Here is a 16,497-nt window from a genome sequence, read left to right on the forward strand (position 1 = left end):
CTGCAAACTGGCTACTGGCTACCAATTTCATTAAGCAACCACAAGTAATCCTCACGGTTTTTTACAAAATCCCTTTCTGAAACGTCGATGATTTTAATATTTAGGTCCGTTTGTGATTTTAAGAATTCCAGATAACCAGAGTTGATTTTTTCAAGGTATTCATCTTGTATTTCCTTTTCGTATTTACGGCCACGTTTTTTAATATTAGCTTGTAATCGTTCTGTGTTTTGGTAGAGGTACACATACAAATCTGGCCTCGCTATATCCTTATATACCTGATAGAATAATTTTCGGTATAATCTAAATTCATCCTCTGGTAATGTGACCTTTGAGAATACCAATGATTTATGCACATCGTAATCGCTCACCATAAAATCCTTAAATAAATCCAATTGCGACAAATCATCACTGATTTGCTGATAACGATCCGCCAAAAAAGACATTTCCAAAGTAAAGGCATAGCGCTCTGGCTCTTTATAGAATTTGGGCAAAAATGGGTTATCCGCAAAGCGTTCTAATATCAACTTTGCATTAAAATCTTGCGAGATTTTTGTCGCCAAACTGGTTTTACCAGCACCAATATTTCCTTCAATAGCTATAAAATTATAGTCGCTAAAATTATAGTCCTTTTTTGGGTTCTTCAACCAGATATTAATAGGTTCAATCTCTGATTTATCATTACATTCAACAAGTAAATCTTCAACTGATTTATTTAATTCAGGATGCTGAAAATCCTTGGCAATATCTTGCAATGGCTTTAAGACAAACTTACGTTTATATAGTTCTGGGTGTGGAATGACCAAAGCCTTTTCCTCAATCATCTCATCTCCATAAAACAGAATATCTAAATCTATCTCTCTAGATTCATATTTATCTGTTTTCTTATTAGAACGACCCAATACCTTTTCAATATCCTTGAGTGTTTTTAAAAGTTTTTTTGGCTTTAACTCCGTCTCAACCTTAATACATGTGTTGTAGAAATCATCACCATCAAATCCTAATGCTGGTGTTTCGTAAACTTTTGAAATCTTTTTTACGGCACCTACCGTTTTAAAAATAGCATCAACAGCAGATTGCAGATACTGCAATTTATTGCCTTTGTTACTTCCTAATGCTATGTAAACGGATTTAGTTGATATCATGGAATTAGCAAAATAACTAAAAGAAATATTAATAGATTATCTTTACAACAACATTTTATCAACCATTTTTAATGCCAATAAAAGACAAACTTTTAGCACAACGTATTTACCTCTTGCTTGGTGCGCTTTTTATTACATCCTTAGTCGTTTCTAACTTAATTTTTCAAAAGTTTTTTTATTGGTATCCTGTAGATGTTGAAATTTTTGGCAGTAAATTGTTTGAAATTTCAGTTGGTATCTTACCGTATCCTATTACCTTTCTCATTACAGATTTAATAAGTGAAATATATGGTAAAAAACGTGCCAATGATGTTGTGATTGTTGGAATTTTTGCGTCACTTTTTTCACTATTAATAATCTATACAGGCTCTCAGGTACCAGCAACCTCTTGGTCTTATGTGGATGACGAGATGTTTAATACCGTTTTTGGCAATTCTGCCATTGCTGTTTTTGCCAGTATGCTTACCTATTTATTTGCACAATTTGTGGACATTCAAATCTATCATTTTTGGAAACGCCTTACCAAGGGTAAACACTTATGGTTACGTAACAATTTCTCTACTTGGTTTTCCCAATTTGTTGACACGTTTACTATCATTTTCTTATTGTGCTCGTTCGGCATTATAGATTGGGTTAATTTCAAAGGCTTATTAATCAGTGGTTTTTTATTTAAAGTCTTGGTGGCAGCTTTGGACACCCCTTTTCTATATCTTGGAGTTTATCTCTTCAGAAAACGTTTTAAGCTAAAGGTAAATGAGGAAATAAGTTTACTATAAGAGTTATCTAAAACATTAAATTCTTCTTAAACTTAATCATGAAAGCAACTTTTCTAAGGATTTTTGCGTAACTATTAAACAAGCTATAACTTTTCGCCATGAAGAAAATTTTCAAAATTATTGGAATTATTTTACTCATTTTTGTTGCCACTCTTATTGCAATTCCTTTTGTACTGGAATCTAAAATTGATACCATCGTTCAAAATTATGCGGATGAGAACCTTGATGCAGATTTAAGTTTTGACGACATCAGTTTAAGCCTCATAAGTAGTTTTCCAAAAGCTGAGGTCAGTGTTGAAAATTTAAAAATCACCAACAGAGCACCTTTTAAGGACGAAACTTTAGCTACAGCGAAATCCCTTTCTTTTGAAATACCGATCGGTCAATTATTTAAAGGTACTGAAGAGCCATTGACGGTTAATGAAATTATTGCAGACGAAATGCTCTTAACCATAAAGACCAATAAAAACGGAACCACCAATTACGATATCGTAAAAGAGAAAGAAAGCACAACTGTTGCTTCTGACACTACTTCAACTGGTTTTAGTTTTGATATAGAAAATTACGAAATCAATAATAGTGCGTTCACCTATATAGACGAGCAAACCGATACAAACATATATGCCACGGAAATTAACCATACCGGAAAAGGCATCTTTTCGGGAGAACTCTCGGAATTAGACACCAATACCGAAGCTAAAATCACTATGTCTATTGATAGTGTAGAATATCTTACCAACAACATTATTAAGCTAGATGCTTTAATTGATCTCGATTTAGAGCAAGAAAAATACACCTTTAAAGAGAATAGAGGTTTTATTAACGCTTTGCCATTAGAGTTTCAAGGCTATGTGCAAAATGTAGAAGGAGGCCAACAAATAGACATTAGTTTTAAAAATCCTGAATCGTCTTTTAAATCCTTTTTAGCGGTTATACCAGAAACATATTCCAAGAACATAGAAAACGTCAATACTACAGGAAACTTTACGGTAAATGGTATAATCAAAGGATTAATTTCAGAAGAGACCATTCCGACTTTAGATATAAATATGCGATCTAACAATGCGTCGTTTAAGTATCCTGATTTGCCAAAAAGTGTTACCAATATAATGATTGATGCTTCGGTAAAAAATACTTCTGGAAATGCGGATGATACTTATTTGGACATCAATACCTTTGATTTTAAAATTGACCAAGATGTCTTTAAGTCTGAAGCTCATATTAAAAACTTAACCGGCAATATGTTGGTTAATGCCAACCTAGATGGCGTTCTTAATCTGGCGAATGTCACAAAAGCATATCCTATTGACATAGAAAATCAATTAAGTGGTATCCTAAAAGGAAAACTCAACACCTCCTTTGATATGGATGCTATTGAAACCAACGCTTACCAACGTATTAAAAACAACGGAAGCGTATCGATTACGGATTTTATTTTTTCGTCGGAAGATATTGTAAACCCTATTCAAATCAATAAAGCAGAATTAACCTTTAAACCAGGAACGGTGAGCCTTAACAGTTTTGACGCCTTAACAGGAAAAAGTGATCTTTCAGCAACAGGAACCATTAATAATCTGCTTGGATTCTTATTGAGCGATAAAAAATTACAAGGAAATTTTAACGTGAATAGTAATACGTTTGCCATTTCAGATTTTATGGTTGAAGATGAAACGGCTTCAGAAACATCAAACAAAACAACATCTGATGGAGAATCACTGAAGATTCCTGAGTTTTTGGATTGCACCATTACCGCAAATGCCAATACCGTCATTTACGACAATCTTAATTTGAAGAATGTAAAAGGACAGATGCGCATAAAAGATCAAAATGCTAATCTTATTAATATGACCACGGATTTGTTCAATGGTCAATTGGGAATATCTGGTAATGTTTCAACAAAAGAGGCTAAACCAAAATTTGATATGAAACTCGCCATGCAACAGTTTGATATCTCCCAGTCCTTTAGAGATTTGGAAATGTTAAAAGCACTTGCGCCAATCGCTAAGGTTCTCCAAGGCAAATTGAACTCTACCATTGATATAAGCGGATTTTTGGACGAAAACTTCTCACCAGATTTAAGCACCATTTCAGGAAACGCATTAGCTGAAATACTAACTTCCAATATTGATGTTTCTAAAAGTCCTTTATTAGCTGGTTTGGATAATAAATTAGATTTTTTAGACCTTCAAAATCTGCAGAAAAATATTGCCACCAAACTAAATTTTGAGAATGGTTTGGTTTCAGTAAAACCATTTACCATAAACTACAAGGACATTCCTATAGAAGTTTCGGGTACACACACATTTTCTAATAATTTACAATATGATGTTGTGTTTCAAGTCCCAGCAAAGTATTTGGGAAGCGAAGTCAACCGCTTGATAGGCAAGATCAATGACCCAGAGGTGAATAAAATATCCATTCCTGTTACGGCAAATATTAATGGTAGTTTTTCCAGTCCAAATATTTCAACAGATTTAACGAGTGGAGTTTCTAATTTAACCAAGCAACTCATTGAAATTGAAAAGCAAAAACTGATTGGCAAAGGCAAGGACAAAATCAACGACTTGTTAGGAGGAGTCCTGGGTGGAAATTCAAACACCACAAAAACAGATTCTACAACTGTAAAAACAGATAGCAGTAAAACAGATCCAAAGGATAAAATTAAGGAGGGCGTAAAAGATGCCATAGGCGATTTGTTCGGTGGAAAGAAAAAATCAAAAGACAAAAAAGCCCAAGATTCGACAAAAAACAATTGATTTTTACGCAAAAACCATACATTTTTGCCAAAATTTGTTAATAATTAGCCATTTTCTTGTTTTTCTGAATAATAAAGTTATGTTGTAGGTTCACTAATTTTAAAATAAGTACATGAGGCAATTAAAAATCACCAAGCAGGTTACCAACAGAGAAGACAAATCTTTAGACAAATATCTACAAGACATCAGTAAAATTCCGTTGATAACCGCAGATGAAGAAGTAGAGTTAGCGCAAAGAATAAAAAAGGGTGATCAAGAAGCTTTAGATAAATTAACAACAGCCAACTTAAGGTTCGTTGTTTCTGTTGCTAAGCAATATCAAAATCAAGGTTTAAAACTTCCGGATTTAATTAACGAAGGTAATGCTGGTTTGGTAAAAGCAGCTAAGCGATTTGACGAAACAAGAGGTTTTAAGTTTATATCTTATGCTGTATGGTGGATTAGACAAGCTATTCTACAGGCATTGGCCGAGCAATCTCGTATTGTAAGATTACCATTGAATAAAATTGGTACAATTAATAAAATCAACAAAACCTTTTCGCATTTAGAGCAAATACACCAAAGACCTCCAAATGCAGAAGAAATTGCGAGAGAATTAGATATTAGCGTACGTGAGGTAAAACAATCCATGAAAAACTCTGGACGTCACCTCTCTATGGACGCACCATTAAAGGACGGAGAAACTTTTAGTCTTTATGATGTGGTAAGTGCTAGTGAATCTCCAAAGCCAGATAAAAATTTAATGAAAGCGTCATTAAATACTGAAATTGAGCGTGCTTTAGAAACTCTAACCCAAAAGGAAAGTGACGTCATTCGTCTTAATTTTGGAATAGGTGATCAACCTCCAATGACTTTAGAGGAGATTGGTGGTATTTATGATTTAACTAGAGAACGTGTAAGACAAATACGTGAAAAAGGAATCAGACGATTAAGACATGCCAGCAAGAGTAAAATCTTGAAGACATATTTAGGTTAAAAATTCCTTATTTTAATAACATAATTATTTTTTATTTTCAAATAGTTGGCATATATTTGCCGACCATTTGCAAGAATTAGTTAACAAAATATATCGATATAATGATTAAAATCGAAATCAAAGAAGGAGAAAATATAGAGAGAGCTCTTAAGCGTTACAAGCGTAAGCATAGAAATGTGCAGATTATGCAAAACCTAAGAGAGTCTCGTTATTTCACTAAGCCATCTGTTAAGAGAAGAAGAGAAATTCAGAAGGCTGAGTATATCCAAGGATTAAGAGACGCGGAGAACGTATAATTTTTTTTATACGTCCCTATCATATATAGAGCAATAGAAATATTGCTCTTTTTTTGTTCTATAAACTCAACTCAACTACTAAGCCTTCATTTGCTCTAATATTAAAGACTCTATTATCTTCAAAAATGAGGTATTGCCCTTTAATCCCAACAAGTTTACCCGAATAATTAATTTCCTTTTTTATATTTAAGCTATTAGGTTTTACAGGATACTGATCCACAGGAAATTTTAAATGAGTTTCTGAATTGCTTTCAATAAAATAATCTTTGGCTTCTTCTGGAATGAATTCTTTTAAATTGTTCCTCCATTCTATAAGATCCACATCTTCAATATCATTCTTCAACATTTTCCTCCAGTTGGTTTTATCAGCTACGTGATCTTTTAAGGCTACTTCTGTGATTCCAGCTAAATAACGATTAGGGACCTCAACGATTTCAATAGCTTCATGTGCTCCTTGATCTATCCAACGTGTCGGTACTTGGCTTTTTCTTGTGACTCCTACTTTTACATTGCTTGAGTTTGCCAAATACACAATATGCGGTTGCAACTGTACCTGTTTTTCATATTCTAAATCTCTATCCTCTTTATTCAAATGTGCTGTACTTAACTCTGGTCGCATAATCCAATCGCCTGCAATCGGTTTGTCAAAAAAACAGGTCTTACAAAAACCTTGTCTGTATATTGGCCTGTCCAAACCACAGCTTAAACACTGGTGACCGACAAGTTTCATTGTAATAGGTTTGTTCAGTAACTGATTCATATGAATAAAATCATTCTCAAAAACCAAATAATATTGTATTGGCTCTAAAAACTCTGTCTGCATTTTAGTAAGAACACCTGTATAAATCATAGAAGAAATTTAGTATTTTTATCGTTGAACTTATATAAATCTTTATCAAACAGAAAAGGTTTATATGGGTTCACCTCAAAATTAGCCAAAAGATAAATAATCCATGCCAATTCCCATAGTAAATTCTATTGCTTCGTGGTTTTTAAAAAAGCGGTTCCATCAAATTGAACTCTTTTTAAAATACCCTAATGAAGTACAAAATGAATTACTGTTTAGCTTATTAAAATTCGCTAAGGATACCGAAATAGGAAAACAATATGATTTTGCCTCTATAAAAACCTACGCAGAATTTAACGATCGTATTCCCATTGTTAATTACGAGATTATTCAACCGCTCATTGAACGATCTAGAAATGGTGAGCAGAACATTTTTTGGCCAAGGCCTATTAAATGGTTTGCGAAGTCGAGCGGTACAACCAATGCAAAAAGTAAATTCATTCCTGTTAGTATGGACTCTTTGGAAGACTGTCATTATGCAGCCAGTAAGGATTTACTCTGTATGTACCTTAACAATAACGAAGATGCACAATTGTTTACTGGCAAGAGCTTGCGGCTTGGCGGCAGTAAGGAGCTTTACAAAGAAAACGGAACCGTATTTGGAGACCTAAGTGCTATTCTTATAGATAACATGCCATTTTGGGCTGAATTCAGCAGCACTCCTAGTAGTAGAGTGTCACTGATGAGTGAGTGGGAAACCAAAATGCAAGCCATTGTTGACGAGACCATTAATGAAAATGTAACCAGTCTTGCTGGAGTGCCTTCCTGGATGCTTGTTCTACTCAATAACGTTTTAGATAAGACAGAAAAGGAAAGTATTTTTGATATATGGCCAAATCTTGAAGTTTATTTTCATGGTGGTGTCAGTTTTAATCCTTACAAAGACCAATACAAAGCCATATTACCTAAAAATAATTTTAGATATTACGAAATCTACAATGCTTCAGAGGGGTTCTTCGCTATTCAAGACCAAAATAATTCTAGTGATTTAATGCTAATGCTAGATTATGGTATCTTCTATGAGTTTATTCCTATGGATTCTTATGGTACAAGCGAGCAAAAGGTAATTCCTTTAAGTGAGGTTGAACTCAATAAAAACTATGCCGTAATTATCACTACAAATGCCGGACTTTGGCGTTATAAAATTGGTGACACCATTCGTTTTGTGAGTTTAAGTCCGCATAGAATAAAAGTTTCGGGCAGAACAAAACACCATATCAATGCCTTTGGTGAAGAATTGATTATTGAAAATGCTGAAGATGCCCTAAAGAAAGTCTGTAAAAGAACCTCAGCAGAAATTGTGGACTACACTGCAGCTCCAATTTTTATGAATGGTAAAGAAAAAGGGGCTCATGAGTGGATTATTGAATTTAAAAGGCCACCTGAGGACATGTCTTATTTTGAGGAGTTATTCGATAACGCTTTAAAGTCATTAAACTCTGATTATGAAGCCAAGCGTTATAACAATATGACGTTAAACAAACCAAAAATTCACTGTGCCAGAACCAACCTTTTCTATGACTGGCTTAAGGAAAATAATAAACTGGGAGGACAACATAAAGTCCCTCGTTTATCCAATTCTAGGGACTATGTAGATGAGTTATTGCGTCTAAATGAAGTCTAAAACTGCCTAATTTCATCGAAGAAATCAGTATTTGCTTAATAATTGTCGGATAAATACGATTATTATCTAAAAAAAGTGACAAAAACATAGGGTGTGTAACATTGTTGGTAATTTGCTATTGCTATTAATCCATTATCCCTACGTTATGAAATCTACGATTCATGTGCTGTTATCGGCACTTATGATCTGTACTTACTCTTCATTAGATACTACAGACCCTGCAAAAGACAGTGTTGATGACCGAAACAAAAGTGGCTACACTTACACTGTAAATATTTCAAAAATTAACTCCAAGTATTCTGAAATTGCCTGTACCACGTTTAGAAATAAATTGGTTTTGGTATCCTCAAAAAAAATTGGCGGTTTAGGCAACGGAGTAGATCCTGTTACCAATGAACCTTTCACTGATTTGTTTTGCACGGACATTGAAGCTTATGGCAAATTATCGCAACCTTTATTATTTAGTCGTATTTTAAACACTAAGGCCAATGAAGGTCAAGTTGCTTTTTCGCCAGACGAACATACCATTTATTACACACGAAGTACGCGTACCAATTCCTTGAACTATAAATTATTTAAAGCCGAATTGGAAAAAGATTCTTATGGTAATTGGATCAATGAAATGGAGCTTTCTATTAGTAGTGATGACTACTCTATAGAAAATCCGCATGTATCATCTGACGGAAAGCACCTCTATTTCTCTTCTAATATGTCATCTGGTTTTGGAGGTTTTGATATTTATAAAGCTGAAATTAAAGTTGATGGCTCTCTTGGTCATCCTGAAAACCTGGGAAGTACAATTAACACTTCTGAAGACGAAAAATATCCGCATACATCCAAAGATGGTACAGAATTGTTTTTCTCTTCCAAAGGACATAACAGTATTGGTGGTTATGACATATTTATTTCTACAGTGACCAATGCGGACTATAAAATTCCAAGAAATTTAGGGTATGCTGTTAATTCAGAGAAAGATGAAGTGGCGTTTATATTTATTGATCATAAGAAAGGCGTATTCTCATCTAACAAAGACAATGAGAACAATGCGTTTAACTTGTATAGATTTCAGTCGAGAGCAATTTATCAAGAGCTTAATGGTATTGTAATAACTGAAGATGATAGAATATTACCAAATGCAACCGTTGTATTGTTAAACGGTGAAGGGCAAGAGATAGAACGACAAGTTACAAGTAATGATGCCACTTACAGTTTTAAAATCAAAGCTTTTGAAGACTACCAACTAAAGGTGGTTAAAGATGGTTACAAAGATTATTCTTTAAAATTTCAATCTGAGGAAAGCCAATTTAAGGCCATATTAAAACTATCCTCTAAGGTAAGTTATAACCAAAAATAGTTGTGAACCATTTAACGACATTTAGTGCATTGAAATTTCATACAACGAGATTTAAAACACCTTTAACCAAAAAAGAAACTAAAAGCCTTTTACTCTAAAAGTTGACTCTATATTAGCAGTAAATAAATGTGCTATTAAGTTTATTTAAACCTTAATTAAATAATTATAAAATATTGCCAGCAATATTATATTAATCAATCCTAATTCAATAAAAAAACCACAATCTTGAGATTGTGGTTTCTTTTTTTATTAAACTTTTTTAATCTAAGACACCGCCTTCAACTTCTTTAAAGTAGATTTAGACAATCTGTCTTCTGCGTAAGCCTTGGTGACATTTAGTTTGGTTTCACCAGAACCTGGTAAATCGAACATCGCTTCCGTTAATATCTCTTCGCATAGCGAGCGTAATCCACGAGCACCTAATTTATATTCTATTGCTTTTTCTACAATATAATTTAATGCTCCTTCAGTAATGGTAAATTCAACCTCATCCATGGCAAACAATTTTTTGTATTGTTTGATAATGGCATTCTTTGGCTCAGTTAAAATGGCTCTAAGCGTGTCTGCATCTAAAGGATCCATGTGAGTTAACACAGGTAATCGACCAATAATTTCTGGTATCAATCCAAAATCCTTTAAATCTTTTGGTATGATATACTGTAAAATGTTATCATTATCAATTGTATCATCCTTAACGGTACTATATCCTATGGCTTGCATATTGAGTCGTTTGGTTATAACACGTTCAATACCGTCAAACGCTCCACCAGCTATAAATAAGATATGCTCAGTATTAACTTCAATAAATTTTTGATCAGGATGTTTACGACCTCCTTTTGGTGGTACGTTAACTACAGTCCCTTCCAATAATTTTAACAAGGCTTGCTGCACACCTTCACCAGATACGTCCCTAGTAATGGATGGGTTATCACTCTTACGTGCAATTTTATCTATTTCATCAATAAATACAATACCGCGTTGGGCTTTTTCAAGATTATAATCAGCAGCTTGCAATAGACGTGTTAAAATACTTTCAACATCTTCACCAACGTAACCTGCTTCAGTAAGTACAGTTGCATCAACAATTGCCAAAGGCACATTGAGCATTTTAGCCACCGTTTTTGCCATTAAGGTTTTACCAGTACCTGTTTGCCCAACCATAATGATATTACTCTTTTGAATCTCAATATCATCATCAGAAGGTGGTTGTAATAAACGCTTATAGTGATTATAAACAGCAACGGACATCACGCGCTTTGTATATTCTTGTCCAATTATATATTCGTCTAAGAATGCTTTAATTTCTTTGGGTTTTCTTAGCATCAGTTCTGCACTGAGCTCAGAATTGCCTGTTTGCTTGGACTCCTCAATAACAATACCATGCGCTTGCTCTATACAACGATCGCATATATGTGCATCTAGTCCTGCAATCAACAAATTTGTTTCTGGCTTTTTCCTACCACAAAACGAACATTCTAATTCTTCTTTGGCCATTTTAAATTTCATTTAGGTTTCCACAACAATGGAAATCTTCTCATTATTTTATCTTCAAATACTTTAGTCGTAAGTAAATACTATTACTTGCGTTCTAAAACTTCATCAATCATTCCGTACTTAAGGGCTTCTTGAGATCGCATCCAGTAATCTCTATCAGAATCCTTCTCTACTTGCTCTATTGGGTTGCCTGAATGGTCCGCAATGATTTTATATAATTCTTCCTTTACACGTATCGTTTCCTTAAGGGCAATTTGCATGTCGCTTAATTGACCTTGTGTACCACTACTCACCTGGTGAATCATGACGCGAGAATGTTTTAACGCAGAGCGCTTCCCTTTCTCACCAGCACACAATAAAACTGCAGCCATTGAAGCCGCAATACCCGTACAGATTGTCGCTACATCTGGTTTCACAAATTGCATAGTGTCATAAATCCCTAAACCAGCATATACGCTTCCGCCTGGGGAATTAATATAAATTTGAATATCCTTTGAAGCATCCGCACTCTGCAAAAACAACAGTTGTGCCTGAATGATGTTTGCAACTTGATCATTGACTCCAGTGCCAAGAAAAATGATACGATCCATCATCAAACGTGAAAACACATCCATAGCAACGGCATTCATCTGACGCTCTTCAATAATATTAGGTGTTAAATTTGAAGGGTACATGCTATCAATTATTTTGCTGTAGTAGTTACTATTGATACCCTGATCCTTTATAGCGAATTTTTCGAATTCTTTTCCGTAATCCATTTAATTTCAATTTGTTTTTTGATTAAAAAAAAAGCGTAAAACTTTTCAGTTCTACGCCTTAAAGATACTAATTTATTCAATAACCCTTAACTGTAGAATTCTTTAACAAAATCATCATAAGTGATTTCCTTTGTCTTAAGGTTTGCTTCAGTTTTATATAGGTTTAATAATTTTTGGCTCATCAACTGCTCAGAAAGGCGTTTTACCTCTTCTTGATTTCCAAGTATACGAGCTGCAATGTCTTCCAATTCTTTTTCTGAAGGATTCATTTGACCAAACTGTGCCATCTGCCCTTTTATCATTTCCATGGCGTAAGCTTTCAATTCTTCAAACTGAACCTGTAAGTTATGCTCAGTAATTAATTTACCTTCTATTAATTGGTAACGCATACTCTTTTCAGACTTCTCATATTCTTCTTTAGCCTGTTCTTCTGTCATTGGTTCTTCACCAGCAGTTTGCATCCATTTTTGAAGAAATTCTGCAGGTAAATCAAACTTTGTGCTTTCAACCAAATATTCAGTAACGTCATTCAATAATTTTTGGTCACTTTGTTGTTTGAATTGCTTTTCAGAATCTTCCTTGATTTTTTCCTTCAATTCAGTTACAGATGTTACCGCTTTAGGGCCAAACAATTTATCAAACAACTCTTGGTCTAAATCAGCCAACTCACGCTCATTGATTTCAGAAACTTCAAAACTAACGTCGATATCTAATCCATGAGCATCATCATGAGGCACTTTTAAGAACGTCATTAAATCATGATCGTCATTAAATAAGCCTTTAGTCTTTAACTCAATAACATCACCAACTTTAGCACCAATAAATTTCTTTGGATTTGTTTTTCCTTTTAATTTATCTAATGTGAATGTCGCTACATTCTCAATGCCTTTTTCCTCGTTAGTGAACTTTCCTGTTACTTCAGAATCTTTAGTGACTTCGGTTTGAGAAATAAGCTTACCATATTGCTTTTGGATGTGCTTAACTTGATTATCAATCATCTTATCATCCGCGACGATATTGTAATGCGTAATGGCTTTTTTTCCTTTTAACTTAACATCGAATTCTGGTGACAAACCTAATTCAAACTCAAAAGAAAAGGCATCTGCATCCCAGTCTAAATCATCTTGTGGTTTTGGTAATGGATTACCAAGAACATCAAGCTTCTCTTCAACGAGATATTTACCCAATGCATCTTGAAGCAATTTGTTCACCTCATCCACCAATACAGCTTTACCATATTGCTTTTTAACCATTCCCATTGGCACATGTCCTTTTCTAAACCCAGGAATGTTAGCAGACTTACGATAATCCGTTAAGATTTTCTCTACTTTATCGCTATAATCTTCTTTAGCGATATCCACTTTTACAACTGCATTTAATGCATCAATGTCTTCTCTTGTAATGTTCATTATTTTTGTAACTAAAAATTGGGCTGCAAAAATACAATATTTTTTACAACCCAACAATTGTTTTAAGTGATTGAATTTAAGTTACTTTTTGTCTTCTTTTAAGAAGGATTGTAGCAACGATTGTAGTATGGATAATAAAACACTAAAAAGAAGTGCTGTCCAAAAACTACTTACGCCAAATCCGTCTATAAGTTTATCTGCCAAAAGTATGATTAAGGCATTAATAACTAACAGAAAAAGACCTAATGTAATTATTGTTATTGGTAAGGTAAATATTACCAAAATCGGTTTTACCAATAAATTTAGTATTGATAGTACCACTGCTACTATGATAGCACCGACATAGCCATCTACAGTTACTCCGTTTAGGATATGTGCCAAAACAAAAACAGCTAAGGCATTTAGTAAAAGTCTGATTATTAAATTCATAGTCTTATTTTTTTATTAATTTACCATAAAAACGATTGGTATTGAAAAAGGCATAGTTACCGGCTCTCCTCTTTGCGTACCTGGCTCTACGTTTGGTAATTTTTTTATAATTCTTTGAGCCTCGTTTTCTAATTCAGGATGTGGCCCTCTCACTTGAATGTCTTTAACGGTTCCTGATTTATCGATTTTAAACATGACATAAATGCGCTTTTTTCCGGGTGACAACCCTAATTTTTCAATCTTTTTCTTGTCAAAGTTTGAAACAATATGTTCAGCTACTCTCTGGTTTGCACACTTACGTTTCGCCATGTTTCCGAATACGTCTTCGCAACCTGGAAAAATCGGAAATTTTTCTATCACACCATCTGGGACAACAGTAGGTAATATATCTAAATCTTCTTTCTTAGTGTTTATTTTTCTGATTTTTTTGCCTTTCTCGTTATAATTAATCCATGTTTTGGCAAACTCATTATTTTCGTAATAACCCTTCCAAATTAGGTTTCCATTATTATCGTAACGTTTTTCTTCACCATTTTTTCTGTCATTAAGAATAACTCCCTGAATCTTTATCTCACCATTATTATGATAATTTTGATACATCCCGTTTCTATATCCATTTTCATAACTGATACTCCATTCTAAATTCTCATCTTCATCATATAATTTCCATTTACCATAGAGCTGAAAATCTTTATAATTCGCTTCAATTTTCAACTTCCCTTCTTCGGTAAATTGTTTATAGTATCCGCTTTTATAGGCACGTTCATAAAACAAACCACCAGACTCATAATATTCTCTTACTACATGAATATCACCTTCTTTTTCGATTTTTCTTTTTACCGAACCGTCATCAAAAAAAGAAATCTCAGGAATATCCTTTTTCCCTTTTGTAAAGCTTGAAATATTAACAACCTGTCCGTTTTTATTATAACCTTTCCATTCACCGACACGCTTACCGTCCTTATATTGACCTTCTAACATCAATTCGCCCGAGTCATGATAATCTTTAAATGGTCCATCTGGTCGGTTTTGCGATATTGAAGATTGAATACTGAATAAAAAAAGTGTAAGTATAAAAATGTTTTTCATATTGAAAATTAGTTATTTTTTATTGAATAAATTCCATTACAACATCATAAAATTTCTTAGGGTTCTCAGCATGTAACCAATGACCAGCGTTTGTTATGGTAACGATCTTAGAATTGGGAAAATGTCTATTAATGATCGTTTCGTCCGTTTCGCCTATATATTCAGATTTGTCTCCACGCAAAAACAACGTCTCTTTATCAAAAGTAGCATGGACAGGCAAAGCTTCACCAACTTCAGATACTTGCTCCTTTAAAACTTCAAGATTCATTCTTAATCCCAATTGGCCTTTTTCGACCCAATACAAGTTTTTGAGCAAAAACATGCGTGTGCCCATTTCTGGGACATAAGCACTTAAAGCTTCATCGGCTTCACCTCTACTCTTAATTTCAGTAAAATCTAAACTACTCAAACCTTCTAAAATAGCATCGTGGTGTACAGGATAATAGCGAGGTGAAATGTCAGCAACCAATAGTTTATTTACCAACTCTGGATATTTTGCTGCAAAAAGCATAGCTGTTTTTCCTCCCATACTATGTCCCAATAGCACTATATCGTTCAAGTTATTTTCACAACAATACCGTTTCAGATCCTCAGCCATGAGTTCATAGTCAAATTCATCAGCATGAAAACTGCGACCATGATTGCGTTGATCCACAAGATGGACTTCAAAATTAGATTCTGAGAATTGCCTGGCCAAGGTTTTCCAGTTGTCGCCCATACCCAAAAAGCCATGTAAAATCACAAAGGGTTTTCCTTTACCTATAATATTGGAGTATAAAATCATTTCAGCTTTTCTAAATACATTTTAATCACATTCTCAGCTCCTAAGTAAAGGCTTTCTGCTATTAAGGCATGTCCGATGGAAACCTCTAACAATCCTGTAATGTTTTCTTTAAAGTATTTGATATTATCTAAAGATAAATCGTGACCTGCATTAATGCCTAATTGAAGTGCATTGGCAAGACCTGCACAAGCCATATAAGGTTTTATACCTTCTTTATTTCCCAACTTATATTGATGTGCATATGCCTCAGTGTAAAGCTCAATTCTGTCTGTTCCTGTTTCTTTTGCTCCTTCAATTTGGTGCAGATCAGGGTCAACGAAAATTGAAGTCCTTATACCATTGTTCTTAAATTCCTTAATCACATCAATAAGAAAATCTTTGTGCCTTACGGTATCCCAACCTGCATTAGAGGTAATGGCATCTTCTGCATCTGGCACCAAGGTTACCTGGGTAGGTTTTATTTCTAAGACCATATCCACAAATTTAGCGATAGGATTGCCTTCAATATTGTATTCTGTATAAACTTCTGGCTTTAGATCATAAGCGTCTTGGTAACGAATATGGCGTTCATCTGGTCTTGGGTGAATCGTTACTCCCTCCGCACCAAATCGTTGTACATCTTTTGCAAATTCCACAACATTTGGCACATCTCCTCCTCTGCTGTTTCTAAGTGTAGCAATCTTATTTATATTAACGCTTAACTTTGTCATTCCATTGGGTTTTGTATTACAAAAATACAGAACTCATCTTGGGTTATTATGCT

15 protein-coding genes are annotated in these 16,497 nt (G+C 34.2%); 6 read left to right on the top strand and 9 right to left on the bottom strand.

What is annotated here, in order from left to right; translation table 11 throughout:
- Positions 1-11: 11 nt before the first annotated feature.
- Positions 12-1,142, bottom strand: coding sequence for a 2-amino-4-hydroxy-6-hydroxymethyldihydropteridine diphosphokinase (gene folK, locus F1003_RS14705; RefSeq protein ID WP_155090190.1), 1,131 nt, complete (start codon positions 1,140-1,142; stop codon positions 12-14).
- Positions 1,143-1,213: 71 nt separating this feature from the next.
- On the opposite strand from folK, the gene F1003_RS14710 reads away from it, so the two are divergent.
- The 4 genes from F1003_RS14710 (at position 1,214) to rpsU (ending at position 5,946) form a co-directional block, all read left to right on the top strand.
- Positions 1,214-1,918 carry a queuosine precursor transporter gene (locus F1003_RS14710; protein ID WP_155090191.1) on the top strand — a complete coding sequence of 235 codons (705 nt, stop codon included), beginning with the start codon at positions 1,214-1,216 and terminating at the stop codon, positions 1,916-1,918.
- A gap of 98 nt (positions 1,919-2,016) precedes the next feature.
- Complete coding sequence (locus F1003_RS14715) at positions 2,017-4,674, top strand: AsmA family protein (RefSeq protein ID WP_155090192.1); 2,658 nt, start codon at positions 2,017-2,019, stop codon at positions 4,672-4,674.
- Positions 4,675-4,786: 112 nt separating this feature from the next.
- The gene (locus F1003_RS14720; RefSeq protein WP_155090193.1) at positions 4,787-5,650 is read left to right on the top strand and encodes a sigma-70 family RNA polymerase sigma factor; all 864 of its coding nucleotides are present in this window, start codon (positions 4,787-4,789) and stop codon (positions 5,648-5,650) included.
- 101 nt (positions 5,651-5,751) lie between these two features.
- On the top strand, positions 5,752-5,946 hold the full coding sequence (rpsU, locus tag F1003_RS14725) for a 30S ribosomal protein S21 (RefSeq protein WP_008269492.1): 195 nt from the start codon (positions 5,752-5,754) through the stop codon (positions 5,944-5,946).
- Between the two features lie 58 nt (positions 5,947-6,004).
- Here rpsU and F1003_RS14730 read toward each other — a convergent pair whose 3' ends face one another.
- Positions 6,005-6,796: a DUF2797 domain-containing protein gene (locus tag F1003_RS14730; RefSeq protein WP_155090194.1), complete on the bottom strand. Its 792-nt coding sequence runs from the start codon at positions 6,794-6,796 to the stop codon at positions 6,005-6,007.
- A 103-nt stretch (positions 6,797-6,899) separates the two neighbouring features.
- Here F1003_RS14730 and F1003_RS14735 point away from each other — a divergent pair, with 103 nt between their 5' ends.
- A complete protein-coding gene (locus F1003_RS14735) occupies positions 6,900-8,417 on the top strand; it encodes a GH3 auxin-responsive promoter family protein (protein ID WP_155090195.1) in 1,518 nt (505 codons plus the stop codon).
- Positions 8,418-8,562: 145 nt separating this feature from the next.
- Positions 8,563-9,771 carry a carboxypeptidase-like regulatory domain-containing protein gene (locus F1003_RS14740; protein ID WP_155090196.1) on the top strand — a complete coding sequence of 403 codons (1,209 nt, stop codon included), beginning with the start codon at positions 8,563-8,565 and terminating at the stop codon, positions 9,769-9,771.
- Positions 9,772-10,035: 264 nt separating this feature from the next.
- Here the strand turns inward: F1003_RS14740 and clpX are convergent, their stop codons facing one another.
- The 7 genes from clpX to F1003_RS14775 all read right to left on the bottom strand — a co-directional run bounded on the left by clpX (position 10,036) and on the right by F1003_RS14775 (position 16,444).
- The gene (gene clpX / locus F1003_RS14745; RefSeq protein WP_155090197.1) at positions 10,036-11,265 is read right to left on the bottom strand and encodes an ATP-dependent Clp protease ATP-binding subunit ClpX; all 1,230 of its coding nucleotides are present in this window, start codon (positions 11,263-11,265) and stop codon (positions 10,036-10,038) included.
- 83 nt (positions 11,266-11,348) lie between these two features.
- Complete coding sequence (locus F1003_RS14750; RefSeq protein ID WP_155090198.1) at positions 11,349-12,023, bottom strand: ClpP family protease; 675 nt, start codon at positions 12,021-12,023, stop codon at positions 11,349-11,351.
- A gap of 86 nt (positions 12,024-12,109) precedes the next feature.
- Entirely contained in the window at positions 12,110-13,432 is a 1,323-nt protein-coding gene (tig, locus tag F1003_RS14755; RefSeq protein ID WP_155090199.1) for a trigger factor, read from the bottom strand.
- 81 nt (positions 13,433-13,513) lie between these two features.
- On the bottom strand, positions 13,514-13,861 hold the full coding sequence (locus F1003_RS14760) for a phage holin family protein (protein ID WP_155090200.1): 348 nt from the start codon (positions 13,859-13,861) through the stop codon (positions 13,514-13,516).
- A 15-nt stretch (positions 13,862-13,876) separates the two neighbouring features.
- Positions 13,877-14,950: an energy transducer TonB gene (locus F1003_RS14765; protein WP_155090201.1), complete on the bottom strand. Its 1,074-nt coding sequence runs from the start codon at positions 14,948-14,950 to the stop codon at positions 13,877-13,879.
- A gap of 19 nt (positions 14,951-14,969) precedes the next feature.
- Complete coding sequence (locus tag F1003_RS14770) at positions 14,970-15,734, bottom strand: alpha/beta fold hydrolase (RefSeq protein ID WP_155090202.1); 765 nt, start codon at positions 15,732-15,734, stop codon at positions 14,970-14,972.
- The gene (locus tag F1003_RS14775; protein WP_155090203.1) at positions 15,731-16,444 is read right to left on the bottom strand and encodes a pyridoxine 5'-phosphate synthase; all 714 of its coding nucleotides are present in this window, start codon (positions 16,442-16,444) and stop codon (positions 15,731-15,733) included. Before F1003_RS14775 ends, F1003_RS14770 begins: the two co-directional genes overlap by 4 nt.
- Positions 16,445-16,497: the final 53 nt, after the last annotated feature.

Source organism: Winogradskyella ouciana, assembly GCF_009709615.1.
Lineage (GTDB): Bacteria > Bacteroidota > Bacteroidia > Flavobacteriales > Flavobacteriaceae > Winogradskyella > Winogradskyella ouciana.

Bases quoted from the DNA above. Each gene is read 5' to 3' on its own strand.
- F1003_RS14735 (WP_155090195.1), top strand. From the start codon at position 6,900: ATGCCAATTCCCATAGTAAATTCTATTGCTTCGTGGTTTTTAAAAAAG.
- tig (WP_155090199.1), bottom strand. From the start codon at position 13,432: ATGAACATTACAAGAGAAGACATTGATGCATTAAATGCAGTTGTAAAA.
- F1003_RS14770 (WP_155090202.1), bottom strand. From the start codon at position 15,734: ATGATTTTATACTCCAATATTATAGGTAAAGGAAAACCCTTTGTGATT.
- clpX (WP_155090197.1), bottom strand. From the start codon at position 11,265: ATGGCCAAAGAAGAATTAGAATGTTCGTTTTGTGGTAGGAAAAAGCCA.
- F1003_RS14730 (WP_155090194.1), bottom strand. From the start codon at position 6,796: ATGATTTATACAGGTGTTCTTACTAAAATGCAGACAGAGTTTTTAGAG.
- F1003_RS14750 (WP_155090198.1), bottom strand. From the start codon at position 12,023: ATGGATTACGGAAAAGAATTCGAAAAATTCGCTATAAAGGATCAGGGT.
- F1003_RS14775 (WP_155090203.1), bottom strand. From the start codon at position 16,444: ATGACAAAGTTAAGCGTTAATATAAATAAGATTGCTACACTTAGAAAC.
- F1003_RS14715 (WP_155090192.1), top strand. From the start codon at position 2,017: ATGAAGAAAATTTTCAAAATTATTGGAATTATTTTACTCATTTTTGTT.
- F1003_RS14765 (WP_155090201.1), bottom strand. From the start codon at position 14,950: ATGAAAAACATTTTTATACTTACACTTTTTTTATTCAGTATTCAATCT.
- folK (WP_155090190.1), bottom strand. From the start codon at position 1,142: ATGATATCAACTAAATCCGTTTACATAGCATTAGGAAGTAACAAAGGC.
- F1003_RS14720 (WP_155090193.1), top strand. From the start codon at position 4,787: ATGAGGCAATTAAAAATCACCAAGCAGGTTACCAACAGAGAAGACAAA.
- F1003_RS14710 (WP_155090191.1), top strand. From the start codon at position 1,214: ATGCCAATAAAAGACAAACTTTTAGCACAACGTATTTACCTCTTGCTT.
- F1003_RS14760 (WP_155090200.1), bottom strand. From the start codon at position 13,861: ATGAATTTAATAATCAGACTTTTACTAAATGCCTTAGCTGTTTTTGTT.
- F1003_RS14740 (WP_155090196.1), top strand. From the start codon at position 8,563: ATGAAATCTACGATTCATGTGCTGTTATCGGCACTTATGATCTGTACT.
- rpsU (WP_008269492.1), top strand. From the start codon at position 5,752: ATGATTAAAATCGAAATCAAAGAAGGAGAAAATATAGAGAGAGCTCTT.